This is a genomic window from Microcoleus sp. FACHB-1515, from assembly GCF_014696105.1.
Lineage (GTDB): Bacteria > Cyanobacteriota > Cyanobacteriia > Elainellales > Elainellaceae > JAAUTJ01.
This window is the reverse complement of sequence record NZ_JACJPO010000020.1, coordinates 318,085-343,194: the sequence shown is the minus strand read 5'-3', so window position 1 is coordinate 343,194 and position 25,110 is coordinate 318,085. Positions and strand designations below refer to the sequence as shown.

The following is a 25,110-nucleotide window of genomic DNA, read 5'->3' as shown; positions in this document are numbered from 1 at the left end:
CGATCGATTCATCACAACCCATCAACATCATGCTAGAAGTCGAATATCTCACTGATAAACAAGGTCAACTTAAAGCGGTTGTCGTCCCGATCGAATTTTGGCGACAGCTTTTTCCTGAAAACATTTCGCTTGAGGAAATACTAGAGCGAATTGAAGATTACTGTTTGAGCAGAGCAATGGATGAAGCGCAGGAGAGTTCTTTGCTGAATCAAGAAGAGGCTTTAGCTTGCCTGGAGAAAGAGTAAGGACGCGAGTTTTATCGATACTTTTCTAATCCCCGTCAGCAACGAAACGTTAAGGAAAACCCGATCGCTCACTCAGATCGGCAGGCGAAAACGTATTGTGTTAAACAGATAAATCTCGTTACACATCTTTGATTTCGACTGCCGCGAACTTATGTCAGAATCCTCGATCGAATCCATCCTGCAAGAAGGCCGTTTATTTGAGCCGCCTGCCGAATTTGCCGCCCAAGCGCAGATCAAAAGCTTGGCCGAATATCAGCAGCTTTACGATCGCGCCAAAGCCGACCCGGAAAAATTTTGGGCAGAACTGGCCGAGCAAGAACTCCACTGGTTTGAGAAATGGCAAACGGTGCTGGACTGGCAACCACCTTTCGCCAAGTGGTTTGTCGGCGGCAAGATCAACATTTCCTACAACTGCCTCGATCGCCACCTGACCACCGCCCGCCGCAACAAAGCCGCCCTAATTTGGGAAGGCGAACCCGGAGACTCGCGCACGCTCACGTATGCACAACTGCATCGCGAAGTGTGTCAGTTCGCCAACGTCCTCAAGCAGCTAGGCGCGACCAAAGGCGACGTGATCGGAATTTATATGCCGATGATTCCCGAAGCGGCGATCGCAATGCTAGCTTGTGCCCGAATCGGTGCGGCGCATACGGTTGTGTTCGGCGGCTTCAGTGCCGAGGCGTTGCGCGATCGCCTGATTGACGGTAAGGCGAAGCTGGTGATTACGGCTGATGGCGGCTGGCGCAAGGATGCGATCGTTCCATTGAAAGAACAGGTCGATAAAGCTCTGGCCGATCCGAATGTGACAGTGGAAAGCGTCCTTGTCGTACAGCGCACCAATCAAGGTGTGAATATGCAGGAAGGGCGCGATCACTGGTGGCATGAAATCCGCAAGGGTGTTTCTACTGATTGTCCTGCCGAACCGATGGACAGCGAAGATTTGCTGTTCATTCTCTACACATCCGGCAGTACGGGAAAGCCGAAGGGCGTCGTTCACACGACTGGCGGCTACAACCTCTATTCGCACATCACAACCAAGTGGATTTTTGACCTCAAAGACACCGATGTTTACTGGTGTACCGCTGATGTCGGCTGGATTACCGGACACAGCTACATCGTCTATGGCCCCCTGTCGAACGGCGCAACGACGCTGATGTACGAAGGCGTGGCGCGTCCCTCGAATCCCGGTGCAATTTGGGACGTGATCGAAAAATACGGCGTCAACGTTTTCTACACGGCTCCAACCGCGATCCGCGCCTTCATCAAGATGGGCGAACATCTGCCGAAGCAGCGCGATCTATCTTCCCTGCGCCTGTTGGGAACTGTTGGCGAACCGATCAACCCGGAAGCCTGGATGTGGTATTACCGCGTGATTGGGGGTGAACGCTGTCCGATCGTGGATACCTGGTGGCAAACCGAGACGGGCGGGATCATGATTACGCCTTTGCCGGGAGCGATCGCCACCAAGCCCGGATCGGCGACGCGCCCCTTCCCCGGCATTCTCGCAGATGTGGTGGATCTCGACGGCAATTCGGTCGGCGTCAATCAAGGCGGCTATCTGGCCGTGCAGCATCCCTGGCCGGGAATGATGCGGACGGTTTACGGCGATCCCGATCGCTTCCGCCGCACCTACTGGGAACATATCCCGCCCAAAGACGGCCACTACACCTACTTCGCAGGAGACGGAGCCAGACGCGACGAGGACGGCTATTTCTGGGTGATGGGTCGCGTCGATGATGTCCTCAACGTTTCCGGCCACCGCTTGGGCACGATGGAAATCGAATCCGCCTTGGTCTCACATCCGGCTGTGGCAGAAGCCGCTGTCGTCGGCAAACCGGACGACCTCAAGGGCGAGGAAATCGTCGCGTTCGTCATCCTCGAAGGCAGCTTCAGCGGCAGCGAAGAACTGCGATCGGCTCTTAAAAAGCACGTCACGCAGGAAATCGGCGCGATCGCTCGTCCGGGAGAAATCCGCTTCAGCGATGCCCTCCCAAAAACCCGATCGGGCAAAATCATGCGCCGCCTCTTGAGAAATCTCGCCGCAGGCCAAGAAGTCGCCGGCGATACTTCAACGCTCGAAGATCGATCGGTCTTGGATAAATTGCGCGAAGAAGGTTGATGAAGTGAGAAGCGATCGCTTCTTGTCGTGAAGATGAGGGGCGATCGCTCTTCATGGCCCATGTAAAGGTTTTACTCTATGTCCTCACTAACGCCTTCAAGGAAGGCTATAAAACCTTTACCCCAAGGATCAGACTCGGTGAAATGTTCTGCAACTTTGACTGCTGCTTTCTTTCCACCGTTCCAGAGACGTTTAACATTTATCAAATCCCGCCACTGAGGAAGCTGTTTAGCTCTAATCTCTTTAAACTCTGCATCAATAATGCTGAGCGCCTGTTGCTCATCTTTCACAAGGGTATTTTTCTGCTTCAACGCCTGAATAACTTCCACAACAGCAGCTAGAGCTGTCTCCGAGGAATTTTGAGTGTTTTGAACGTTCTGAATAACTTTAGGATTGCTATCTTTAGCGGCGTAGTTAACACCGATAGTTGCGCCTTGCTGATTAAAAACGGGTTGTTGATCTGACATTAATGTGAGTTCCTTTACAGATATGTAAATGTGGTTTCCTTGGACATTAATCATGCGTTGTGATGAATCAGCTAGGGTTTCTAACGTCCGCTTAATTTGTTCCACCTCATGCATGAGGCGAGACGAGTCACTGGGTGGAGAGAGTTTATTCTGATTGTTCTGAAGGTTCGATCGCCCCACTAACCGTCTAGCTTGAATCTTTTGATCTAACTTTCCAACATCAGCTTGCCCATTCACTGTCTTCTTGACAAGCTTAATATCAAAGATATCTAGCCAATCTTCGGTGGACAACAGTTTATCATCATCTACTCCAACAGCCAAGCTATTGATTGTATTATCAATCAAGATGCGCTTATCAATTAGCTTCTTTTTGATCCGTTCCTCAATGGTGTTTTTCATCCAGAAACTGTAAATTGTTACTCCTTTCTCTTGACCGAATCGATGCACGCGATCCTCGGCATTTTGCATCCTAGCTGGATTCCAAGGATGGTCAAAATGAATAACATATGTTGCTTCAGTTAGAGTGATACCATATCCAGCAGTTTGAATTGTTGATAGAAAAACTGTAACTTCTGATTTATTCTTGAAATCACTTAGAGCTTGGTTTTTCTGCTCTTGTGATCCTTTATAAAATACATAACGGATTCCTGCTTGAGTCAGTAGCTTGGCGATCTTATCCGTTCCTTGTGTCCGGTATTGAGAGAAGACAAGTACTTTTTTCTGGTTGGCTGCAATAGTTTCTAATGTTTCCAGCAATACCTTTGCTTTAGGGCTTGTTGTTTCTTCTTTCGCGAAATTACAAATTTGCTTCAGTTGTGTTATCAATGCAAAAATATGGCTTTTAGTTTGAGACGCTTGTTCTCCATTTAGTGAAGTTTCAATCTTTCTACGACCTGCATCTAATACTTGATCGTAAGCGTTTTGCTGGACGGTATCCAAATCAAGCCAGACCTCCTGCCTCTCCTTATCAGGAAGATCTTGCAAAACATCCTGCTTCAAGCGACGCAACACAAACGGCTTGATAGTGCTTGAAACGTCCTGGGGCGAATACTCAGCACTTCCCAAAAAAGTTCCCGGACGAATAAAATCAAACAATGCTTTCACATCATCTAATCGATTCTCAACTGGTGTACCAGTTAAAGCCCAACGATAATTTGTCTGAAGGCCATAAATGGCTCTTGCCGTCTTTGTATTTCTGTTCTTAACTTTTTGGGCTTCATCTAGAATGACGCAGTCAAATTGTTGGAGATCCACGAGTACACCTTCAGTTAGATCGCCTCTCAAAGTATCGTAGGTTGTAATATAAACATGAAAAAGTTTACACCAGTTTAGCCTTCTTTGTTCTTTCGTCATGCCATGCATAACAGCAACTTGCAACTCTGATGCCCAGTGATAGAGATGTCCTCTCCATCCTTCAGAGTTGCCAGTTTCAATACTTAGATCAACGCTACCAATAACAGCAGGAGGGCAAACAATCAGAACCGATCTAATGTGTGCTTGACGAAATAGTAATCGCAGCGCATTTACTGCTTGAACGGTTTTCCCAGTTCCCATTTCGTCCGCTAGCAATGCTGATTGATTATCAAACAGGAACTTAACACCTTGCTTTTGGTAATCACGTAACGGGCTATAAAAATCTAGGCTATCATAATCTTCTAGATGTAAGGGTGGTAGGAGAATAGGGTGTAGAATTTCGCAGTAGCTCGGTGACTTAAATAGAGCTTTGTCCTTTCCTTCCTGTATGTTCTTCCGTTTTCTTAAAGGTTCTTGAATTGATTGTATCTTCCCTTGTTGTCCGTTTTGACTAAAACAACACTTTAAGATTTCTGGTCTATCGAGAGTAGCAAAAAAATCTTCTAATATCTGAGGAATATCTAAAGCGAAGAACCAATCTGTCAGTACTGCTACTCTAAACTTCTCAATATTTCTGTATCTATAGATATTGGGAACTGCGAGAGTTTCTACATGATTCCTGGAGCAGGCTGCTTCAGCCAGCCAGTCAGTTAATTCAAGAATTTCTGGCGTCGCAATCTCGACACTGGCATAAGCTGAGATGTCGAGCTTATTAAATGGTTCTGATATTTCATGAATTTTGGGTATTTGTGGCAGCAGGTTAGCTGATGATCTGCTTTCTACTACTGCGGAGTGAAGGTCAGCAGATACTAAAACGTTAGGCAGCCGAAAACGCTTTGCAGCAATTAGTGGTGACTGAATTTTGCAATCTGAAACTGGATAAATTTCAGGCTGACAAACACCCGATGCTTTGCGAGTAATTTGTTTTGCAATCCAGCGGATTGGATTCATAAACACTGTTTATTACCTGCGTTCAGTACGATGCACATCAGTACAAGCCTTTTCAAGACGCTCGAATGGTTCTACAAGGTTTTTCAGTGAAAAGATCACTTGTAGCTGTTCAGCAATTGTTTTGCGATTTTCCGTATATTTTTCAGGAATGTAGAGCTGTGCTGATGGATAATTTGAATTTGGCGAGATTAGTTGCTGAATCTCAGCTTCCTTTTTTCCCAAGGTTTCACCTGCTCTCGCTATCCGGACTACCGGAACTTGCTGTTTGCTGCTTATACCCAGCAGCAAGTCATCGCACACTAAAACCAAATCAGGTTTACTCTCTAACACATTGAGAAGAGGTAGTCCAATCAGTTCTACTGCAACATACTCATCTAGCAACTCACCATATAAGATCGCCTGAAAACTCTGTGGGCGAATAGGTTCTGTGATGCGAAACTCTAGAGGCTTCGTGTCTGTAGCAGTAACTAGAATTGCTCCCCTTGTAGCGGCTCCCTTCTCAAAACGTTCTATCTTGAGGAATCCAATTGTATTGATTTCCATATGCACCGAGAGATTGTCTGGCGTACGAGTATCTATAGAGACCTGTTCTATGCTAATCGATCGCCTATTATCTTTGGGGAGTCAGAGCAGGTGATCGTACTCACAACAGACTCGATGATTTTGGAGAAGCAGGAATGAGTAAATCTAATCGCGATCGCGATCGACTGGACTGAAAGGCGATCGCTCCTTCTCCCTACGACAAGAAGCGATCGCTCATGCGATTAATTACGTCCAAAATTTCACAACCTCATAGAGTCGCTGCAAGACGTTCTCGAATGCTGGGCGATCGAAATCCCAAGATTATATCTTTGCGGGAAATGCCACGCTGAATTAGTTCTCGGTCGATAACAATTTCAGTGCTATTGTGCTGAAGCCAAACTTTGCCATCGATAATATCTAGCTGCATTGCACAACCGTAGATGCGATAGTCGCCTCGCCAACCTATATGCATGACCAGATAGCGATCGCGCTCAGTATCAAAAATCAGTTGGGCTTCGGGATCGTCAGCGGCGAAGTTTTGAAGAAATTCGCGCACAATTTGGCGGTATTCATCTACTCGATCCATTGTTCGATGCTCTCTTGAATTGGGTTGTAAACTATTAGGTAAACGTCGTATCGATCGATTACAGTTTTCGCTGGCTCAAAGCGAAGAAAAGTTTGATAAACATCGCTGGGCACTGCTAGATAGAGAATGCGGTTTGGCTCCTCTGAAGATTCTAGAGCGATGCGGTAGTTCAGGAACTGGCCGAGGGCAGTATGAAACTCAGAAATGGTTGAACCGCTTGCAAAGCTTTTGATCTCTACGGCAATTTTACGTCCTTCTTTTTCGGCAGCGATCGCTTCTTCGGCAGCGAGATCAATATAAACGTCGGCAATGCCATAGCGCAGGCGATAAGGATCGTGGGTGATTTTCCAACCATCCTTTTGCAAAGCAGTTTTTACTGCATCGTGAAAAATGTCTTTTGCCATTGCGATCGATTCTACTAAATGAGTGGATTTTGCTCAGCCCCTTATCAACAATTTCGATTGCTTTTTATTTTTCGGAACCAGAGCGATCGCGCTTGTCCTTTTTCGACAGAATCATCAAAGCTCGATCGATTTCGCCTACCTTAATGCCCCTGAGTGCAACGAGGATTGACTTGATCAGGGCAACCTCGTCATCTGAAAGTATCACCATCGATATTGTCTCCATAAGCTTTCGCTAATCATATCCTATTTGCCACAATGCCACAATACCACTACGCCACGTTGCTAAAATTCGGTGTAGGACAATGAAGCTTATTCTTCCTAGCGTTGTGATGCTGTGGCTGCAAAGCGAAAACCAGAGTTCAGAGTGTTCTGCGATGAGGGGACAGCCGCACTGATTCGGACGCTTGCCGCCCTGAAAAACATCAGCATTTCTGAGCTATTCAATGAATCGATGGAGTTATATCTGTCTCAAGATGAGATTCAACGGCTGATCGATCGACATAACCTCGATGAGATTGAAACAAAAGATTAGATCCTAGACTGGATGAATCGTTTAAGTTTGGCGACAACGCTTAAAAACAATGGCTAAACTTACAGCCCGACTGTACGAAACCGATTTTGTTGCCTGGGCGGAGCAGACCGCTCAGCAAATCCGGTCGCAACAGTTCGATCGATTGGATTGGGAAGCGATCGCGGAGGAGATTGAAAGCTTGGGGCGATCGGAACGGCGCGAGCTAAAAAGCCGCCTGGAAGTACTGTTACAGCATTTGCTCAAGTGGCAATATCAGCCGAATCGACGTAGCGGATCTTGGCGAAACACGATCGACGAGCAGCGCAACCGCATTGCTGATTTGCTGCAAGAAAGTCCGAGTTTACGGCCAAATCTGGCGGAACTGCTGGCCGAATGCTATCAGCGTGGACGAAAAGCGGCGAGTAACGAAACTGAACTGGCGATCGAAACTTTTCCCGCAGAATGTGGTTGTTCGATCGCCCAAATTCTCGATGATCAGTTTTTGCCGTCGGGCGATCGATAGATGGCAAAACGAAAAGATCAGCGAGAATTTCGGGTCTATGTGCCGGATGAGGTTTATAGACTCATCCAAAGCGTTGCGGCGATTCGAGATTCGTCAGTGAATGCGGTTGTGAATGAGGCGATCGAGTTTTGGCTGGCGGATGAAAATCAGCAAAAGACGATCGATCGCCATCGACTCGATGATCTCGAAGGATAGAATCGATTCGCTAAGCAAGTCCGTTAGCAAGCAGCTTGACATTCCTCATCCGCGAGGCGATCGATTTGTCGAGCGAGTGTAAAGTCTTGCTCAGTCAATCCTCCGACATCGTGGGTAGTTAAGCTGACAGTTACTTTGTTGTAAGCGATCGCGATGTCGGGATGGTGACCTGCTAACTCGGCGGGTGCAACTAAGCGATCGACAAACGCGATCGCCTCAACAAAATTTTCAAACTCGTAGGTGCAATAAATTCGTTGTCCGTCGGTTGTCCATCCAGGCAATTGCTGCATCTGCTCGGTCACTTCTGTTTGAGTCAAACGATGAAGTGGTGCTTCTGTAGCCCAAGTATTGCTGCTCAAAATGAATGTCGTTGCGATTGCCAGCAAACTTGATGTTGCACTTTGCCAAATCATCCTGGTTCTCCATTGTGCCCGTCAGATCTTCAGTTGTAAGTGTGTATCAGGGCGATCGATGTGTCGTGTCTACCAAACGTTCAGGCTGGATCGGTGCTTAGCCAGCGGCGCAGCGTTGGAATTAAAGCTTGCGACAGCGTCACCGGATCAACGCCGCGATCGCTCCGTTCCTGTGCAGTAGCGATCGCGGCCTGCGCGTGCCACCAAGTCGCACTGACGGCAATTTGAGCGATCGGATTGGGTTGATTCGCAGCAACCGCTTCGGCCAGCAGTCCGCCTGCCAATCCGGTCAGCACATCACCGCTGCCGCCCCGTGCTAAAGCTGGAGTGCTAGCAGGATTGACCCACATTTGATCTTGATGAGCGATCGCGACTCTTGCGCCCTTAAGCAGCACGGTTGCGCCACACTGCTGCGCGGCCTGCCAAACGGCCATCAGGCGATCGTCAACGGCAATTGTGGGAAAGAGCCGCTTGAATTCGCCGGGATGTGGCGTCAGCAGCGTTGAAGCAGAGCGATCGCGCAGCAGATCCAGCCGTTCCGCAATGATGTTGAGTCCGTCTGCATCCAGAACGAGTGGGCGATCGCTCTGCACAATTTGCTCGACGATCGCCGTTGCGTCCGAGGTGAGACCGGGGCCACAGGCGATCGCGTTGTATTTGCTCAGGTCGATCGGGAGTTGAGCGATCGCACCTGATTCGGTTTCTGCACAGCCGACGATCAGCGCTTCGGGCAGCCGAGCGGTGAGGATTGGCTTAAGCGTGTTGGGCACGGCGATCGATAACATTCCTACGCCACTGGCGCTCGCTGCCAGTCCTGCCAGAATTGCTGCCCCGCCATATTGCCGCGACCCGCAGACCAAGAGCAAGTGTCCCTGCCGATATTTGTGGGAAAGAGGCGATCGCGCAGCTCCAAGCGGAACAAGGGCGATCGTAGGCGTAACTCGCTGGAGTTGGGGCAATGTGCCGAGTACAGCTTGAATCTCTGCGATCGAAATGCCAAAGTCGATTCGCTCTGCTTGACCTGTGTAGGGCAAGGTGCGATCGTGCAGATAAGCTCGCTTCCACAAGCCCAAACATAAGCTGTGCGTAGCGCGAATTGCCGTGCCCATCACTTCACCTGTGTCGGTGTGCAGGCCAGAGGGAAGATCGATGCTGACGATCGCTTTGCCGCTGGAATTGATTTGCGCGATCAGTTCGGCTAGATTGCCTTCGATCGATCGGGTCAGCCCAAAGCCAAACAGTCCGTCGATGATCCAATCGCAGTTGAGCAGATCAGCCAGTTCAACTTGCGGAATGCCAAGGCTGGCCGCGTAGCGGGCGTGTGCTGCCGTGAGTTCTTTGGCGCGATCGATCGGCTGATGCAGCAGTACCTGATAGCCCCGAAAATGCAGCTCGCGAGCGACCACTAGGGCATCGCCGCCATTGTGTCCAGTTCCGACCAGCACGCCAACGCGACGATGGCAATGAAGCTGCTGCATTCGGTTTGCCAGCAAAATTCCGGCCTTTTCCATCAGCGCGGCAACTGGCATTCCAGCGGCAAAAATGCGAGATTCGATCGCGCTCATCTCGGCGGCAGTGACGGCGATCGCCTCAATGTCCATCATTTCGCGGCAATTCTTCAACGGCGATAGTAAACGCGAGCATCCAAGCCGAAATCGCGAAAATAGCGATTCCAGCGCGATGCTGTGCGGCGATCGACAAACGGCCCCACCAACACGTGCGGGCCACGTGGCGATCCGAGTTCTTGCACTTCCTCTTCGCTGACGTTCAGCCCACCGCCCAGCAGCGTCACCAAGTTGGCAATGTCCGGTAGGTTCGATCGCCGTCCGGGAACCACGACATAGTAGGAACTGCTGCGGACTGCGACTGCACTACTGGCAGGCGCGATCGGAGCGAGCGGCTGACCAAACTCGACCTGCTGGGGAACCACCACTTCCGGCAGCAAATCCGGCGGCAGGCCGTTGGTTGCTACTGCCTCTGGGCGATACTGTTCCGAGACGCCACGATCGATTGTTGGCGGAGCCGATCGCGTGATCCGACGCATCTGCGCTTCAATGCCCTGCTGCTGCAAAGCGAGAATTTGCTGCTGAGCGCGGTTTTCCTCGCCAAATACTCCGGCCTGAATCACCTGCTCGCCATCGCGATCGTCCACAAACGCGCTCGACTCGACTCGCCGCACCTGCGCCAGCAGCAAAGGACTGTCGCCCTCCACATACACCATATAGGCAGACGATGGCCGATCGGCTTCTGGCTGTAAGGGAATTCCTTCGACGGGGCGATCGGCAGGTGTGACAGCGGGAACAGGAGAAACCGGAGCCGTAAATTCCGGCGGCAGTGCAGGCTGAATGGTCGGCAGATTGGGTGGCGGCGGCAAACCATCGACAATGTTTTGCGCTCGCAGTGGTGCGGCTGTGCCACCCAGCAGCACTGCGGCAATCAGCAGCCGTGCGGCAACCCGTCGCCGCCAGCACCCGGATGAAGCGATCGATAACTCCATGACTCGCTCACTTGGTCGCAATTGAACCCACCAATTTTTGCGGTTAAGTTTAGCACGGTAGGTTGCGATCGAAAGATGCGTCAACTGGAAAAATTTGTGTGCTGCAATGGCGTCTCGATCGCAGCCCAACACTATAAATAGGACTTGCGCGAAATTGGGACTTACGCACATGTACCAGGAAATGAATTTCCTGGCTGAAAGCTCAAGTCAGTTGAAACAGACTTAAACTCCTTACTAACCCATTTGAATGGGTTTGCGCTTTGAGCCGGAAATTGATTTCACGGCTCCTGGGTTATCCCTGTATGAATTAGAGACATCCTGTATTGCCCAGAATCGTAAACAGGCTGACAAGCACTCAGACAGAGGCACAGTGGTCTGCTTCGCGGCAAAATCGGAAAGCATTGCAAAAAATCGATTCATGACATTGAGTTTTCCTGCCCTGCGATCGCGCAACTACCGATTGTTTTTTGGCGGACAGGGACTGTCGCTGATTGGCACCTGGATGACGCAGATCGCGACGGTTTGGCTGGTCTATCAGCTAACAAATTCCGCGCTCATGCTGGGCGTGGTCGGCTTTGTCGGGCAAATTCCCAGTTTTGTGCTGGCACCATTCGGCGGGGTTCTGGTCGATCGCCGCAATCCGCATCGAATTTTGGTGGTGACGCAGGTGTTGGCGATGATTCAGTCGCTTGCCTTGGCCGCCTTAACCTTAACGGGCATCATTCAAATCTGGCAAATTCTCGCGCTGAGTTTGTTTCAAGGCTTGATCAACGCCTTTGATGCGCCTGCTCGTCAAACGTTAGTTAAGGATATTGTCGATCGCCGTGAAGATCTCGCCAGCGCGATCGCCCTCAATTCCTCTTTGGTGAACGGAGCGCGACTGGTCGGGCCAGCGATCGCAGGCGTAATTATTGCTCGCATCGGCACGGGCTACTGCTTTTTGCTCGATGGCGTTAGCTACATCGCCGTGATCGCGGCACTGCTGGCGATGCGGTTGCGATCGCGTCCCCTCTTGCAGGCCGACGGTGCCACTCCGCTCCAGCGGATTCGTGAAGGCTTCGCCTATGCGTTTGGCTTTCCGCCGATTCGCGATGTGTTGCTGCTGCTGGCAACCTTTAGTGTCTTTGCCATGTCATATACGACGCTTGTTCCCATTTATGCAACGCAAATTCTGCACGGCGACGCACACACTTTGGGCTGGCTGATGTCGGCTTCGGGAATCGGCGCACTGGTGGGCGGCATCTATCTGAGCAGTCGCAAAACCGTTGTTGGACTGGGGAAAGTGATTGCTGCTGCTCCTGCCATCAGCGGAATCGGACTGATTGCCTTTTCGCAGTCGCGCAATTTGTGGCTCTCACTGCTGTTTGCGCTAGCGATCGGGCTGGGATCGATCTTGATCATCGCGGCGAGCAATACGGTCTTGCAGGCGATCGTCGAAGATGATAAGCGGGGGCGCGTCCTCAGCTTGTTTACGATGTCGTTTTTAGGGATGGTTCCCTTTGGCAATTTGCTTGCAGGCAGTTTAGCCAGCCGCATTGGAGTTGCCAACACGATGCTGATCGGCGGTTGCGTCTGCGTTGCCGCAGCGATCGCATTTTCGCGTCATCTCCCTTCCCTGCGTCGCATGGTGAAGCCGATCTACGAGCGAGCCGGAATTTTACCTGTTGAGCATCGAGCGGCCATCGATCAAAAGGTGCTGTAGCAGCTTACCTCAGAGCGATCGCGGCTTAGGCGAGTTAGCGCAATCGACACACTTCGAGCCTGCTGTAGAGTCGCGTAAAAACAGCGGGATGAGCGGTTAGCTGTGTGTGACTGGCCTCTACCCAAATCGGAAAATATCCGGTTGGAGCGCTGAGCTTGTTTGTCGGCGCATTCCAGCCTATTCGATCGCAAAACTGTATCCACCGCGAGTCTTGCGTGTTTTGAATTTCGATCGCGTCCTGACACATCTGCCGCCAAATGCGCTGCTGCACGCTAAAGCCAAAGCGACCCCGACTATATTTCAGCCACAGCGAGTCAAGCAGATGCAGATCGTAGCAGGAAAGATTGCCAATCTTGATGGTGCGATCGCTGGTCAACCCACAGATGCTAGACAGAATTGCAAAGGTTTCTTGGTTCGCAGTTTGCCACTCTTTCGTCGCTAAAAGCTGCTCAAGTTTGGTGAATTTTTCATTTTGAATTGGATAAGCAGCGATTGGAACTGGATGGGACGACAAGGAACCGACAACGCGAAATGACTGCATGTGCAAACTCAGGCGAAATGAAAGGTTTGGGTTGAACAGCAAAACAATTGGTTGAAGAATGAGCGAGAGTTGCGGGTTGCAATGTGCAATCGAGTTCTCTGCGTCTTGGTGGTAGGCGCACCCGCATTTAGATTTTCTTTAGATTTCCCTGAATAGCCGCGATCGTAACACTACTTTCGCTAGACTCTAGATCGCTGCCATTGTCCGCACTCATGTCTGATCCCCAAACCGTTAGCGCTGCCGTCGCCAAACTTTACGACACCTATCCCTTTCCACCCGAACCGCTGCTAGACGAACCACCTCCGGGCTACAACTGGCGCTGGAACTGGCTCGCCGCTCATAGCTTCTGTACGGGACGCAAGCCCGATCGCTCGAATATCCGCATTCTCGATGCTGGCTGCGGTACGGGAGTGGGAACCGAATATCTCGTCCATCTCAATCCGCAAGCTGACATTACGGCGATCGATCTGAGCAGCGGAGCCTTAGCCGTTGCTCAAGAACGCTGCCAGCGATCGGGCGCAAACCGCGTCAAATTTCACCACTTGTCGCTCTACGATGCCGATCAGCTAGAAGGCGAATTTGACCTGATTAACTGCGTCGGCGTACTGCATCACCTCCCCGATCCGATTCGCGGCATCCAGTCACTTGCCAAGAAGCTTGCTCCGGGCGGCTTGATGCACATCTTTGTCTATGGCGAATTGGGACGGCATGAAATCAAGTTGATGCAGCAGGCGATCGCTCTCCTGCAAGGCGACCAGCGCGGCGACTACAAGGACGGCGTCCAGGTTGGACGGCAAATCTTCGCCAGTCTGCCTGAGAAAAATCGACTGGTACAGCGCGAACAGGAACGCTGGTCAATAGAAAATCAGCGCGACGAATGCTTTGCCGATATGTATGTCCATCCGCAAGAGATTGACTACAACATCGACACGCTATTTGAGCTAATCGATGCATCCAGCTTAGAATTCGTCGGCTTCTCAAATCCGCGTGTGTGGGATCTCAATCGCCTTCTGGGAAAAGCACCCGATCTAATCGATCGCGTCCAAAATCTGAGCGATCGCCAGCGCTATCGACTGATCGAACTGCTCGACCCGGAAACGATCGCCCACTACGAATTTTTCCTCGCTCGTCCACCGTTCGATCGCACCGATTGGTCAAACGATCAGGATTTGCTGCAAGCGATCCCCGATCGATCGCCGTGCATGGACGGTTGGGATAGTCGCTGTCTATTTAACTACGACTATCAGATCGTCAATTTGAGCGAAGTGGAGTGGCAATTTCTCAAAGCTAGCGATGGCAATGAGAATCGGACGGTGGAGGAGATTTTGAAGGATGTGCCGTTGGGATTGGACGGAGTGCGATCGCTCCAGCAACAGCAGCTAATTTTGCTTACGGCTCGGTGATGGGGGCGATCGGCTTTTCCGCTGGCTCTCGCCCTCACCCTAAATCCCTCTCCCTAGGGGAGAGGGACTTCCGATCCCGGTTCGGCTCCCCTTCTCCCTGGGGAGAAGGGGTTGGGGGATGAGGGCAGGCTGTTGATCCCCCAAATGATCCCCGAAAAATTTCTCAATTAAGTATTGTTACCTTCGAGTGGTATGATTTTTTTGGGGTTAGCCGTAGCCCCTTGCCAACCACTCTGGTACAAGGTTCTAACTCGTGAACTCGCCAGAACAACCTCTTGATGCTCCCCAGTCGGAGCAACCTGGTGGCCTTCCACCAGAGCCAAATGCGTCCATGCAGGAGTACTACCAGCTTCAGCAAGAGTTATTCAAAACAACTCTGGTTTTGACTGGAATTGTCTTCTTCTCTGTATGGGTCACTTACTCGCTGAACATTGCGCTCAATTATCTAATTGGAGCGTGTACAGGTGTGGTTTACTTGAGAATGTTGGCAAGAAATGTGGAGCAGCTTGGCAGGCAGCGCGATCGATTAAGCAATACTCGGCTCGCACTGTTGATTGGCTTGATTTTAGTGGCTTCTCGCTGGAATCAGCTTCAAATCATGCCAATTTTTTTAGGTTTCCTCACCTACAAGGCTGCGCTCATCTTCTACATGCTGCGGACGACGCTTAGCGCGTCAACTTCAAACTGATTCAGGTGATCCTAGCACCATTCAAGATTTTGGGGAAACTTTTTCCGATGGAACTGTTGAACTTTTCTTTCAACGCCTTCCCCCTGGCGGAACTCGAAGTCGGTCATCACTTTTACTGGCAGCTTGGCAACTTTAAAATTCACGGCGAAACGATTCTCACCTCCTGGGTGGTGATCGGTATCCTGCTGGTGTTTGCCACGCTTGCTACGCGCAAGGTGGAACGAGTTCCGGCAGGCTTTCAAAACGCGATGGAATACGCGGTTGATTTCACCAGAGATCTCGCGAAAAACTCGATCGGCGAAAAAGAATATCGCCCTTGGGTTCCGTTTATCGGCTCGCTGTTTCTGTTTATCTTTTTGTCGAACTGGTCAGGCGCACTCGTTCCTTGGCGGCTGTTCAAGCTGCCTGCCGGAGAACTCGCCGCTCCGACGAGTGACATTAACACCACTGTCGCCTTAGCACTATTAACCTCGCTGGCCTACTTCTACGCTGGCTTTAGCAAGAAGGGGCTGGGCTACTTTGGTAACTACGTGCAGCCTGTGCCGTTCATGCTGCCGTTCAAAATTATTGAAGATTTCACCAAGCCGCTTTCCCTGAGCTTCCGTCTGTTCGGCAACATTTTGGCGGATGAACTGGTGGTTGGTGTGCTGGTTCTTCTGGTTCCCCTGTTCGTGCCTCTGCTGGTCATGGCGCTGGGTTTGTTCCTGAGTGGAATTCAAGCTCTGATTTTCGCCACGCTTGCGGCCACCTACATCGGGGAAGCGATGGAAGAACACGGCGAAGAGCATGGGGCGCACTAGCTCCCCAGTAGACGAGACGGTTCACGCGATCGATCGACATCGACGCAGAAGAACTCGGCGCACTCGCGCAATCGATTTGTTTCCGTTCATTTTGTACACAAGGTAAGGAAATCATCATGGATCCATTAATTGCTGCTGCTTCTGTTGTGGCTGCTGCGCTGGCAGTCGGCTTGGCGGCGATCGGCCCTGGCATCGGTCAAGGTAACGCTGCTGGTCAAGCTGTGGAAGGGATTGCTCGTCAGCCCGAAGCAGAAGGCAAAATTCGCGGAACGCTGCTGCTGAGCTTGGCGTTCATGGAAGCGTTGACGATCTACGGTCTGGTCGTTGCCCTCGTGCTGCTGTTTGCCAACCCGTTCTCGTAATTCTTCACAGGTGGGGGCGCAAGTCACTTTCGTCCCCACGCTCTATTTAACGTGACGGGAGACAAGCACAATGCACTGGACAATCTTGCTGGCAGTTGAAGCTGCTGAAGCTGTTGCCGAAGAAGGTGGCGGCGGACTATTTGATTTGGATGCCACGCTGCCCCTGATGGCAGTGCAGTTTCTCTTGCTGGTGGCCGTCCTGAACGCTTTGCTGTTTAAGCCACTGGGCAACGCGATCGATGAGCGCGACACCTACGTCCGCACGAATCTCACGGACGCTCGTGAACGTTTGTCGAAAGCCGAAAGCCTCGCCAAGCAGTACGAACAAGAACTGGCAGAAACGCGCCGTCAGTCGCAAGCGGTAATCACTGCCGCCCAAGCCGACGCGCAAAAGATCGCCGCTCAAAAAATTGCCGAAGCGCAGCAGGAAGCTCAGGCTCAGCGCGAACAGGCACAGCAGGAACTCGATCGCCAAAAGCAAGAAGCGATGCAAACGCTGGAGCAGCAGGTTTCCGCCTTGAGCCAGCAAATTCTCGACAAGCTATTAGGCGGCGTATCGATCGGTTAGGAGAAGGCAAGCGAGGAAGATCATGGGAATGGTATGGCTAGCGGTCGCCGCTGAGGAGGCATACGAAGCGGGATTCGGCCTCAACTTCGATATTTTAGAGACCAATTTAATCAACATTTCGATCATCGTCGGCGTTTTGGTGTACTTCGGGCGCGGCATTGTGAGGAAGACTCTGGGCGATCGACGGGCTGCGATCGAATCGGCGATCCGCGATGCCGAAAAGCGCAAGCAAGATGCCGCCGCCCAGCTTGCCGACCAGCAGCAAAAGCTGGCGCAAGCCCAAACGGAAGCCGCTCGCATCCGCTCCAGTGCCGAGGAAAGCGCCAAGTCTGCTAGAGCAGCGATTCTCGCTCAGGCTGAGCAAGACATCGAGCGTCTGAAGGCAACCGCAGCGCAAGACTTGAATTCACAGCAGGAGCGCGTGATCAGCGAACTGCGGCAGCGGGTCGCACAACTGGCGCTTGAGCAGGTGGAATCGAGGCTACAATCGATCAACCCCGACGCGCAGCAGCAGCTTATCGATCGATCGATCGCCCAGATGGGGAGTTAGGTAGATGAAAGACAATCTCGCTCAGTCTGAAATTTTTGAACCCTACGCGCAGGCGTTGATGTCGATCGCGCAGTCGAACAATCAGGTCGATCGCATTGGCGACGATGTGAACTACCTGCTGGGCTTGCTGAACGAATCGGAAGACTTCAAAACGCTGCTCTCCAGCCCGCTCGTAAAGCCGGACGCGAAAAAAGGCGTTTTGCGACAGATCGCCAACGATCAGGTTCACCCCTACACGCTGAACTTTTTGCTCGTCCTGGTCGATCGCGGTCGTATCCTGTTCCTCGAAGGCATCCTCAAGCAGTTCCAAGCTCTCCTGCGCGAACTGCGGCAAACCGTTCTGGCAGAAGTCACCTCAGCCGTTGAACTGAATGACGGACAGAAAGAAGCCGTCAAAGATCGCGTCCGACGCCTCGTGGATGCTCAGCAAGTCGATCTCGAAACGCGCATCGACCCTGACCTGATGGGCGGCGTGGTCATCAAAGTCGGCTCCCAAGTGATCGATGCCAGTCTGCGCGGACAACTGCGACGGATTGGTTTACGCCTGACCAGTTCCGTTTAACTCAAAACCCCTTAACCGTTCTATAGAGCAACAATCATGGTAGCGATTCGACCGGACGAAATTAGCAGCATTATTCGCCAGCAGATTGAGCAGTACGACCAAGACGTAAAGGTTTCCAACGTCGGAACCGTGCTGCAAGTCGGTGATGGCATCGCCCGCATCTACGGCCTTGAGCAAGCGATGGCAGGCGAACTCCTCGAATTTGAAGATGGCACAGTAGGCATCGCCCTCAACCTGGAAGAAGATAACGTCGGCGCAGTGCTGATGGGTGCGGGCTTGGGAATCCAAGAAGGTAGCTCCGTCACCTCAACCGGAAAAATTGCCTCGATTCCCGTTGGCGATGCAATGATCGGTCGCGTCGTGGATGCGCTCGCCCGCCCGATCGACGGTAAAGGCGAAATCAACACAACCGAAACCCGCCTGATCGAATCTCCCGCACCGGGCATCATCGAGCGCAAATCAGTTTACGAGCCGCTGCAAACGGGCATTACGGCGATCGACGCCATGATCCCGGTAGGACGCGGCCAGCGCGAACTGATCATCGGTGACAGACAGACGGGCAAAACCTCGGTTGCGGTCGATACGATTCTCAACCAGAAGGGCGAGAACGTGATCTGCGTGTATGTGGCGATCGGGCAGAAAGCCTCGACAGTGGCTCAAGTCGTCAACGTGCTGCAAGAGCGCGGCGCACTCGACTACACGATCATCGTCGCCGCCAACGCCAACGACCCCGCCACGCTGCAATACCTCGCGCCCTACACAGGTGCAACCCTGGCCGAATACTTCATGTATCGAGGTCAGCACACCCTGGTCATTTACGATGACTTGTCGAAGCAAGCACAAGCCTATCGCCAGATGTCCCTGCTGCTGCGTCGTCCGCCCGGTCGTGAAGCTTATCCTGGCGACGTGTTCTACCTCCACTCGCGCTTGCTGGAGCGTGCCGCCAAACTCAGCCCTGAATTGGGCGAAGGCAGCATGACCGCCCTGCCGATCATCGAAACCCAAGCGGGCGACGTGTCGGCTTACATTCCGACGAACGTGATTTCGATTACGGACGGACAAATCTTCTTGTCGTCCGACCTGTTCAACTCCGGCTTGCGTCCGGCTGTGAATGCAGGGATCTCAGTGTCCCGTGTAGGTTCTGCCGCTCAAACTAAGGCGATGAAGCAGGTCGCAGGTAAAGTGAAACTCGAACTCGCACAGTTCGCAGAACTCGAAGCCTTCTCGCAGTTTGCCTCTGACCTTGACCAAGCGACGCGCAACCAGCTTGCACGCGGTCAACGTCTGCGGGAAATTCTCAAGCAGCCGCAATACTCGCCGCTCTCAGTGGCCGAACAGGTCGCGATCATCTACTCCGGCATCAACGGCTATCTCGATGATATCCCGGCTGACAAAGTGTCGGGATACACCAGCGGCCTGCGCGACTATTTGAAGAACAGCAAGCCGCAGTTCCTCGAACTGATTCGCAACGAGAAGAAAATGGGTGAGGAAGCCGAAAAACTCTTGAAGGAAGCGATCACTGAATTCAAGAAGACCTACCTGGCATCGATCTAGGCGGAATTCGGAGTGGGGGTGAGGCGATCGCTTCCCCCACTTCCCCACCCCTGTGTACTCCCCCTCTCCCTCCTCGCTATGGCAAACCTCAAATTCATTCGCGATCGCATCCAGTCGGTCAAGAATACGAAAAAAATTACTGAAGCAATGCGGCTGGTGGCTGCGGCCAAAGTTCGTCGCGCTCAAGAGCAGGTGACAGCAACTCGTCCGTTTGCCGATCGCCTCGCCCAAGTCCTCTACGGTCTGCAAACTCGTCTGCGATTTGAAGAAGCCGATCTGCCTCTCCTGCGGAAGCGCGATGTGCAGACGGTTGGATTGCTCGTAGTATCGGGCGATCGCGGTTTGTGCGGTGGCTACAACGCCAACGTCATCCGCCGCGCCGAGAACCGCATCCGCGAACTGCAAGCCGAAGGCACCGACTACAAAATGGTGATCGTTGGACGCAAAGCCGCCCAGTATTTCCAGCGGCGCAATCATCCGATCACCGAAGTTTTTGCTGGATTGGAGCAAATTCCGACCGCTTCCGAAGCCTCAAAGATTGCCGATGAACTGCTCTCCTTGTTTTTAGGTGAAGCGGTCGATCGCGTCGAGATGATCTACACCAAGTTCGTCTCGCTCGTCAGTTCGCGTCCGGTCATCCAAACGCTGCTGCCGCTCGATCCAGAAGGACTGGACGATGCCGACGATGAAATCTTCCGCCTCACCACTCGCGGTGGCGATTTCCAGGTTGAACGTCAACGCATTGAAGGCGCACCGCAGCGCAGCCTGCCGCCCGATATGATCTTCGAGCAAGATCCGGTGCAGATTCTTAATGCGCTGCTGCCGCTCTACCTCAACAACCAGCTTCTCCGGGCACTTCAAGAATCTGCCGCAAGTGAACTGGCTGCCCGAATGACCGCGATGAACAACGCCAGCGACAACGCCAGCGATCTGATCGGCAGTTTGACACTGACCTACAACAAGGCACGTCAGGCGGCGATTACGCAGGAAATTCTGGAAGTGGTTGGCGGTGCGGAAGCGTTGACCTAGAGCCATACCGTAGGAGCATTGCACGATCGTCCACTCAAGGAAAGCGCTGGAGGACAAACCTTCGGCGCTTTTTGCTGCTCGATAATTCTCCCTGAATACCGTGAGTGATAACTTTTTGAGGGTGTGGAAATCCCTACCGCGATCGCCGCTAAACCGCCGAGCGATCGCCGCGTGAAAAGGTAGCACTCTCACCCTGTGAGTGCTAAATTGCAGTGTGGAGCGTTTCAAATCGGTAAATGGCAAAATTTGTTGTCTTTAATGAAGAGTCGCGGCAGGCGCTAGAGCGAGGCGTGAATGCGCTGGCGGATGCGGTGAAGATTACCCTTGGTCCCAAAGGACGCAACGTTGTTCTAGAGAAAAAGTTTGGGGCACCGCAGATTGTCAACGATGGCGTCACGATCGCCAAGGAAATTGAGCTAGAAGATCCGCTCGAAAATACCGGAGCGCAACTAATTCGCGAAGTTGCCTCGAAGACAAAAGATTTGGCAGGCGACGGCACGACGACCGCGACGGTTTTAGCACAGGCAATGATCCGCGAAGGCTTGAAGAACGTGGCAGCCGGAACTAATCCGGTTGCCCTGCGGCGCGGCATCGAAAAGGCGATCGTGCAGCTTGTCGATGGCATCGCCAATATCGCCAAGCCGATCGAAGGCAATGCGATCGCGCAGGTGGCAACGGTGTCGTCGGGCAACGATGAGGAAGTCGGCCAGATGATCGCCCAGGCGATGGATAAGGTCGGTCGAGACGGCGTGATCACGGTTGAAGAATCGAAATCCTTGGCGACCGAAATGGATTTGGTTGAAGGGATGCAGCTCGATCGCGGCTACATTTCGCCCTACTTCGTCACCGATTCGGAGCGGATGATCTGCGAACTGGAAAACGTCCGCATTTTGATCACCGACAAAAAAATTAGCTCGATTCAAGACCTCGTTCCGGTTCTCGAAAAGATTGCGCGATCGGGTCAGCCACTTTTGATCATTGCGGAAGATGTGGATGGTGAAGCCTTGGCGACGCTCGTTGTGAACCGTTTGCGCGGCGTGCTGAATGCGGTTGCAATCAAAGCTCCCGGCTTTGGCGATCGCCGCAAAGCGATGCTGCAAGATATCGCGGTTCTCACAGGCGGACAGATGATTTCAGAAGAAATCGGGCTGAGCCTCGATACGGCGACTTTGGAAATGCTCGGTACGGCTCGGAAAGTGACGCTGACCAAAGACACGACGACGATCGTAGCGGAAGCGGAAAATCGGGGCGACCTCGATCGCCGCATCGCTCAAATTCGGCAAGAACTGGAGCGAACCGATTCTGATTACGACAAAGAAAAGCTGCAAGAGCGTCTGGCGAAACTGGCAGGCGGCGTGGCTGTGATCAAAGTCGGCGCGGCGACTGAAACCGAACTCAAAGACCGCAAGCTGCGAATTGAAGATGCCCTCAACGCGACGAAAGCTGCTGTGGAAGAAGGCATCGTTCCCGGTGGCGGCACAACCTTGATTCACCTGGCGCAACAGCTTCAGGATTTCAAGAGCAGCCTCAGCACCGAAGAGCAAATCGGAGTGGAAATCGTGATTCGTGCCTTGGAAGCGCCGCTGCGCCAAATTGCCGACAATGCAGGCGTGGAAGGTTCGGTCGTGGTGGAAAAAGTGCGTGATCTCGACTTCAACATTGGATACAACGCTTTGACCAATCAGTATGAAGACTTGATTGCAGCAGGCATCATCGATCCGGCAAAAGTCGTGCGATCGGCGCTCCAAGATGCTGCTTCAGTGGCCGGAATGGTTCTCACAACCGAAGCGCTCGTGGTTGAGAAACCGGAGAAACAACCTGCTGGCGGTGCGCCCGACATGAGCGGCATGGGCGGCATGGGCGGCATGGGCGGCATGGGCATGATGTAGTGTCCGCCTGAATAACGCACTAACCTGGAGGGGTGGTTTCCGAACTGCCCCTCGTTTTTTTGATGCAGGCTCGATCGCCACCCTAAAATCAGAAAGTCCCAATCACTGCTCGAATTTACCAGATGCCGTTGCTTGCATCGCTCCGCAGCGGAGCCGTTTTTGATCAAAGCGAAACCTACCGCTATTGGCTGTGGCGCGAGTGGAATGTAGAATTGCCGCGCTTGAGCTTCGTAATGCTAAATCCCAGCACGGCAGATGCCGATCGCAACGATCCGACAATTCGCCGCTGCATTCAGTTCGCACAGTCTTGGGGCTATGGTGCGGTAGATGTGGTGAACTTGTTTGCCTACCGCACCACGCAGCCGCAGATGTTGTGTCGAGTGAAAGCACCGATCGGCCAGGAAAACGATCGCCATCTGCAAACTGTTTGCGCTCAGACGGATGCGATCGTGCTGGCCTGGGGCAACTGGGGATCGCTACACGGGCGCGATCGAGCCGTGCTGAAATTGCTGGAGGGGCAACGCGCTTTTTGTTTGGGGATGACGCGATCGAATCAGCCGCGCCACCCGCTATATGTCCGAGGAAACACGCTGATGCAAAGCTTTTAGTCTTTGCTGACCCAAGCAGCCTGAAAGAAATTGAGTTCGCACTGCATCGCGTAGCGGTAGGTTGCCTGAATCTGTGGATTGTTGGTGGCGTAGCGATCGGCCAATTCCGCCAACTGCTTGACTAGCGGCGCAAATTCCGTACCGCTGTAGGTGCGAATCCAGTCGGCGTATTGATGGCTGGGGATGCGCGGCTGCGCGAGCATTTGTCCCAGATAAGCATACAGGCGCATACAGGGCAGCATTGCCACTGTGATCATGCCGACCTCCTGACTCCAAGCGGTGGCAATCAGAAAATCGGTGTAGTGGCGCGTGGCAGATCCCGGTTCGACATTCGCAAGGCTAACGCCCCAGTTTGCAGCATAGCTGCCGTGCAGCTCAAGCTCTTGCAACACGCCGTTAGCGAGCGTGTGAAACACACCGAAGCTTTCCCAGTCGGGCGCTTTGGCGGCAGCGATCGAATAAGCTCGCGCAAACGCCTCCAGAAAGAAAGCATCTTGCCCAACGTAATTAGCAAATTTTTGGCGCGACAGCGACCCATCCCCAATGCCGCGCACAAACGGATGATCGAGACAGGCGATCGCCAGATCTTGATTTGCCTGCCAAAGTTGTTCAGCCAGCCCCATTGCACTCCTGATCCATCATCTGTTACTGCCCTAGTCAGTCCGGTAAGAAGTTGGAGCGTCAAAAGCGTGATCAGCCCGCTTCATTCTTCATCCTTGCTCCTTCTGCTATCTCCAGTTTCCCAGAATTGTCACGCCCTTCAATGGTCACACCATGCTCATGTCACACCATGCTCAACGACAAGAGTTCATCGGCCATCTCAAAATTTGCTGTAACGCTTTGCACATCGTCTAAATCTTCGAGCGCGTCCATGAGTTTGAGGAGCGATCGCGCCAAATCCGGATCGGTCACTTCCACTCGATTACCGGGAATCCAGCGGACTTCGGTTTCCACAATGCGATAGCCGTTTTGCTTCAGCGAGTCTTGCAGAGCTTCTAGATTGGCAGGATCGGTGAAGACATCGGCTCCCGGTTCATCTTCGTCTGCGATTAGTTCGTAGGATTCGGCTCCGCCTTCGATCGACGCTTCTAACAGTTCATCTTCATCAATTTCGCCTGCGATTGTAATTACGCCTTTTTGCTCAAACATCCAGCCAACGCAGCCTGTTTCGCCCAAATTGCCGCCGCGCTTGTTGAAGGCGGCTCTGAGATCGGCAGCGGTGCGGTTGCGATTGTCGGTCAACGCTTCGATCAAAATTGCAATTCCACCGGGGCCATAGCCTTCGTAGCGAATCGCTTCAAGTTCTGCCCCCGACCCGCCCATGCCCGATCCTTTGGCAATGGCGCGATCGATATTTTCGTTGGGAATTCCGGCTGCTCTAGCTTTTTCGATCGCCGTGCGAAGCTGAAAATTTCCGGCAGGGTCAGGAACGCCACTGCGAGCCGCCACAATAATTTCGCGCGAGATTTTGGCAAATATCTTGCCCTTAACGGCATCGACTCTGGCTTTTTGTCGCTTGATATTTGCCCACTTACTATGTCCGGCCATGCAGATAAAAATTGATAGGTTGCTGAGGAATGACTCTTTCTAATTTTATCTCTTGAGTAAGAGTGAATAATCGATCGAGCCTCTACCACAGATTGATTTGAATCGGCAGTCTCGATCGCTATTCTTGATTCGTAACGATAGTTTTGCAATCGAAAACAGATAGCTAGCAAACGTTAGTTATCGACTCAAAATTTGACTGAAAAAAGGAGCTTAAAATGACGAACTCGAAATTGACCAAATTGGTGAGCGCCACTGCTCTGTCTGTGGGTTTGGCTGTTCTGCCTGCGACGATCGCTTCGGCCACCACGACCACCACGACCGACCCCGCTGTGCCAACCGAAGCCAACGACGGCGTCCGCGAAACTGAAAACAATTTTGACTGGGGCTGGCTGGGTCTGCTGGGTCTGCTGGGCTTAGCAGGTTTGGCAGGTCGCAAGGAAGAACCCACTCGCTACCGTGAGCCGGAAGTCACCACCCGCACGACGGGCAGCGATCGCTACTAAGATTTACCGCGTCTGAA

The 25,110-nt window shown here is 52.4% G+C and carries 27 protein-coding genes; 17 read left to right on the top strand and 10 right to left on the bottom strand.

Annotation, left to right across the window (positions count from 1 at the left end; all coding sequences use genetic code 11):
- The first annotated feature begins 29 nt into the window (after window positions 1-29).
- Both H6F67_RS07270 and acs read left to right on the top strand, forming a co-directional pair.
- Complete coding sequence (locus tag H6F67_RS07270) at window positions 30-245, top strand: hypothetical protein (RefSeq protein ID WP_190764759.1); 216 nt, start codon at window positions 30-32, stop codon at window positions 243-245.
- 151 nt (window positions 246-396) lie between these two features.
- On the top strand, window positions 397-2,364 hold the full coding sequence (acs, locus tag H6F67_RS07265; protein ID WP_190764757.1) for an acetate--CoA ligase: 1,968 nt from the start codon (window positions 397-399) through the stop codon (window positions 2,362-2,364).
- Between the two features lie 71 nt (window positions 2,365-2,435).
- Here acs and H6F67_RS07260 read toward each other — a convergent pair whose 3' ends face one another.
- The 4 genes from H6F67_RS07260 to H6F67_RS07245 all read right to left on the bottom strand — a co-directional run bounded on the left by H6F67_RS07260 (window position 2,436) and on the right by H6F67_RS07245 (window position 6,647).
- Complete coding sequence (locus tag H6F67_RS07260; RefSeq protein ID WP_242020550.1) at window positions 2,436-5,135, bottom strand: DEAD/DEAH box helicase; 2,700 nt, start codon at window positions 5,133-5,135, stop codon at window positions 2,436-2,438.
- Window positions 5,136-5,147: 12 nt separating this feature from the next.
- Window positions 5,148-5,678, bottom strand: a complete 531-nt coding sequence (locus H6F67_RS07255) for a hypothetical protein (protein WP_190764753.1) — start codon at window positions 5,676-5,678, stop codon at window positions 5,148-5,150.
- A 247-nt stretch (window positions 5,679-5,925) separates the two neighbouring features.
- On the bottom strand, window positions 5,926-6,243 hold the full coding sequence (locus H6F67_RS07250) for a XisI protein (protein ID WP_190764751.1): 318 nt from the start codon (window positions 6,241-6,243) through the stop codon (window positions 5,926-5,928).
- Window positions 6,231-6,647 carry a XisH family protein gene (locus tag H6F67_RS07245; RefSeq protein WP_190764749.1) on the bottom strand — a complete coding sequence of 139 codons (417 nt, stop codon included), beginning with the start codon at window positions 6,645-6,647 and terminating at the stop codon, window positions 6,231-6,233. Before H6F67_RS07245 ends, H6F67_RS07250 begins: the two co-directional genes overlap by 13 nt.
- 581 nt (window positions 6,648-7,228) lie before the next feature.
- Between H6F67_RS07245 and H6F67_RS07240 the strand changes: the two genes are divergently transcribed.
- Both H6F67_RS07240 and H6F67_RS07235 read left to right on the top strand, forming a co-directional pair.
- The gene (locus tag H6F67_RS07240) at window positions 7,229-7,681 is read left to right on the top strand and encodes a DUF29 domain-containing protein (protein ID WP_190764747.1); all 453 of its coding nucleotides are present in this window, start codon (window positions 7,229-7,231) and stop codon (window positions 7,679-7,681) included.
- Window positions 7,682-7,876, top strand: a complete 195-nt coding sequence (locus H6F67_RS07235) for a hypothetical protein (RefSeq protein WP_190764745.1) — start codon at window positions 7,682-7,684, stop codon at window positions 7,874-7,876. It abuts the gene before it with no gap.
- A gap of 23 nt (window positions 7,877-7,899) precedes the next feature.
- On the opposite strand, the gene H6F67_RS07230 is transcribed toward H6F67_RS07235, so the two are convergent.
- The 3 genes from H6F67_RS07230 to H6F67_RS07220 all read right to left on the bottom strand — a co-directional run bounded on the left by H6F67_RS07230 (window position 7,900) and on the right by H6F67_RS07220 (window position 10,786).
- Entirely contained in the window at window positions 7,900-8,193 is a 294-nt protein-coding gene (locus tag H6F67_RS07230) for a 4a-hydroxytetrahydrobiopterin dehydratase (RefSeq protein WP_277874566.1), read from the bottom strand.
- Window positions 8,194-8,369: 176 nt separating this feature from the next.
- Window positions 8,370-9,890 carry an NAD(P)H-hydrate dehydratase gene (locus H6F67_RS07225; protein ID WP_190764902.1) on the bottom strand — a complete coding sequence of 507 codons (1,521 nt, stop codon included), beginning with the start codon at window positions 9,888-9,890 and terminating at the stop codon, window positions 8,370-8,372.
- Between the two features lie 17 nt (window positions 9,891-9,907).
- Window positions 9,908-10,786, bottom strand: coding sequence for a hypothetical protein (locus H6F67_RS07220; RefSeq protein ID WP_190764741.1), 879 nt, complete (start codon window positions 10,784-10,786; stop codon window positions 9,908-9,910).
- A 418-nt stretch (window positions 10,787-11,204) separates the two neighbouring features.
- On the opposite strand from H6F67_RS07220, the gene H6F67_RS07215 reads away from it, so the two are divergent.
- On the top strand, window positions 11,205-12,488 hold the full coding sequence (locus tag H6F67_RS07215; RefSeq protein ID WP_190764739.1) for an MFS transporter: 1,284 nt from the start codon (window positions 11,205-11,207) through the stop codon (window positions 12,486-12,488).
- A gap of 34 nt (window positions 12,489-12,522) precedes the next feature.
- Here H6F67_RS07215 and H6F67_RS07210 read toward each other — a convergent pair whose 3' ends face one another.
- Window positions 12,523-13,029 (bottom strand): GUN4 domain-containing protein, encoded by a 507-nt coding sequence (locus tag H6F67_RS07210; protein ID WP_190764737.1) that lies wholly within the window; start codon window positions 13,027-13,029, stop codon window positions 12,523-12,525.
- Between the two features lie 212 nt (window positions 13,030-13,241).
- Between H6F67_RS07210 and H6F67_RS07205 the strand changes: the two genes are divergently transcribed.
- The 11 genes from H6F67_RS07205 to H6F67_RS07155 all read left to right on the top strand — a co-directional run bounded on the left by H6F67_RS07205 (window position 13,242) and on the right by H6F67_RS07155 (window position 23,042).
- Window positions 13,242-14,432 carry a bifunctional 2-polyprenyl-6-hydroxyphenol methylase/3-demethylubiquinol 3-O-methyltransferase UbiG gene (locus tag H6F67_RS07205; RefSeq protein WP_190764735.1) on the top strand — a complete coding sequence of 397 codons (1,191 nt, stop codon included), beginning with the start codon at window positions 13,242-13,244 and terminating at the stop codon, window positions 14,430-14,432.
- Window positions 14,433-14,763: 331 nt separating this feature from the next.
- Window positions 14,764-15,120, top strand: a complete 357-nt coding sequence (locus H6F67_RS07200; RefSeq protein ID WP_190764900.1) for an ATP synthase subunit I — start codon at window positions 14,764-14,766, stop codon at window positions 15,118-15,120.
- A gap of 47 nt (window positions 15,121-15,167) precedes the next feature.
- The gene (atpB, locus tag H6F67_RS07195; RefSeq protein WP_199304269.1) at window positions 15,168-15,920 is read left to right on the top strand and encodes a F0F1 ATP synthase subunit A; all 753 of its coding nucleotides are present in this window, start codon (window positions 15,168-15,170) and stop codon (window positions 15,918-15,920) included.
- 116 nt (window positions 15,921-16,036) lie between these two features.
- On the top strand, window positions 16,037-16,282 hold the full coding sequence (gene atpE, locus H6F67_RS07190; RefSeq protein ID WP_190764733.1) for an ATP synthase F0 subunit C: 246 nt from the start codon (window positions 16,037-16,039) through the stop codon (window positions 16,280-16,282).
- Between the two features lie 70 nt (window positions 16,283-16,352).
- A complete protein-coding gene (locus tag H6F67_RS07185) occupies window positions 16,353-16,850 on the top strand; it encodes a F0F1 ATP synthase subunit B' (protein ID WP_190764731.1) in 498 nt (165 codons plus the stop codon).
- 22 nt (window positions 16,851-16,872) lie between these two features.
- Entirely contained in the window at window positions 16,873-17,400 is a 528-nt protein-coding gene (locus H6F67_RS07180; RefSeq protein ID WP_190764729.1) for a F0F1 ATP synthase subunit B, read from the top strand.
- 4 nt (window positions 17,401-17,404) lie between these two features.
- Complete coding sequence (gene atpH / locus H6F67_RS07175) at window positions 17,405-17,962, top strand: ATP synthase F1 subunit delta (protein WP_190764727.1); 558 nt, start codon at window positions 17,405-17,407, stop codon at window positions 17,960-17,962.
- A 36-nt stretch (window positions 17,963-17,998) separates the two neighbouring features.
- Entirely contained in the window at window positions 17,999-19,516 is a 1,518-nt protein-coding gene (gene atpA / locus H6F67_RS07170) for a F0F1 ATP synthase subunit alpha (protein ID WP_190764725.1), read from the top strand.
- Between the two features lie 78 nt (window positions 19,517-19,594).
- On the top strand, window positions 19,595-20,545 hold the full coding sequence (locus H6F67_RS07165) for a F0F1 ATP synthase subunit gamma (protein ID WP_190764723.1): 951 nt from the start codon (window positions 19,595-19,597) through the stop codon (window positions 20,543-20,545).
- Window positions 20,546-20,781: 236 nt separating this feature from the next.
- Window positions 20,782-22,434 (top strand): chaperonin GroEL, encoded by a 1,653-nt coding sequence (gene groL / locus H6F67_RS07160; RefSeq protein ID WP_190764721.1) that lies wholly within the window; start codon window positions 20,782-20,784, stop codon window positions 22,432-22,434.
- A 122-nt stretch (window positions 22,435-22,556) separates the two neighbouring features.
- On the top strand, window positions 22,557-23,042 hold the full coding sequence (locus H6F67_RS07155) for a DUF1643 domain-containing protein (protein ID WP_190764719.1): 486 nt from the start codon (window positions 22,557-22,559) through the stop codon (window positions 23,040-23,042).
- Here H6F67_RS07155 and H6F67_RS07150 read toward each other — a convergent pair.
- Together H6F67_RS07150 and H6F67_RS07145 are read right to left on the bottom strand one after the other, a co-directional pair.
- Complete coding sequence (locus H6F67_RS07150) at window positions 23,039-23,665, bottom strand: TenA family protein (RefSeq protein ID WP_190764717.1); 627 nt, start codon at window positions 23,663-23,665, stop codon at window positions 23,039-23,041. The two genes, H6F67_RS07155 and H6F67_RS07150, sit on opposite strands and share 4 nt — an antisense overlap.
- A gap of 160 nt (window positions 23,666-23,825) precedes the next feature.
- A complete protein-coding gene (locus H6F67_RS07145; protein WP_190764715.1) occupies window positions 23,826-24,590 on the bottom strand; it encodes a YebC/PmpR family DNA-binding transcriptional regulator in 765 nt (254 codons plus the stop codon).
- A 215-nt stretch (window positions 24,591-24,805) separates the two neighbouring features.
- Between H6F67_RS07145 and H6F67_RS07140 the strand changes: the two genes are divergently transcribed.
- Window positions 24,806-25,093, top strand: coding sequence for a WGxxGxxG family protein (locus H6F67_RS07140; RefSeq protein ID WP_190764713.1), 288 nt, complete (start codon window positions 24,806-24,808; stop codon window positions 25,091-25,093).
- Window positions 25,094-25,110: the final 17 nt, after the last annotated feature.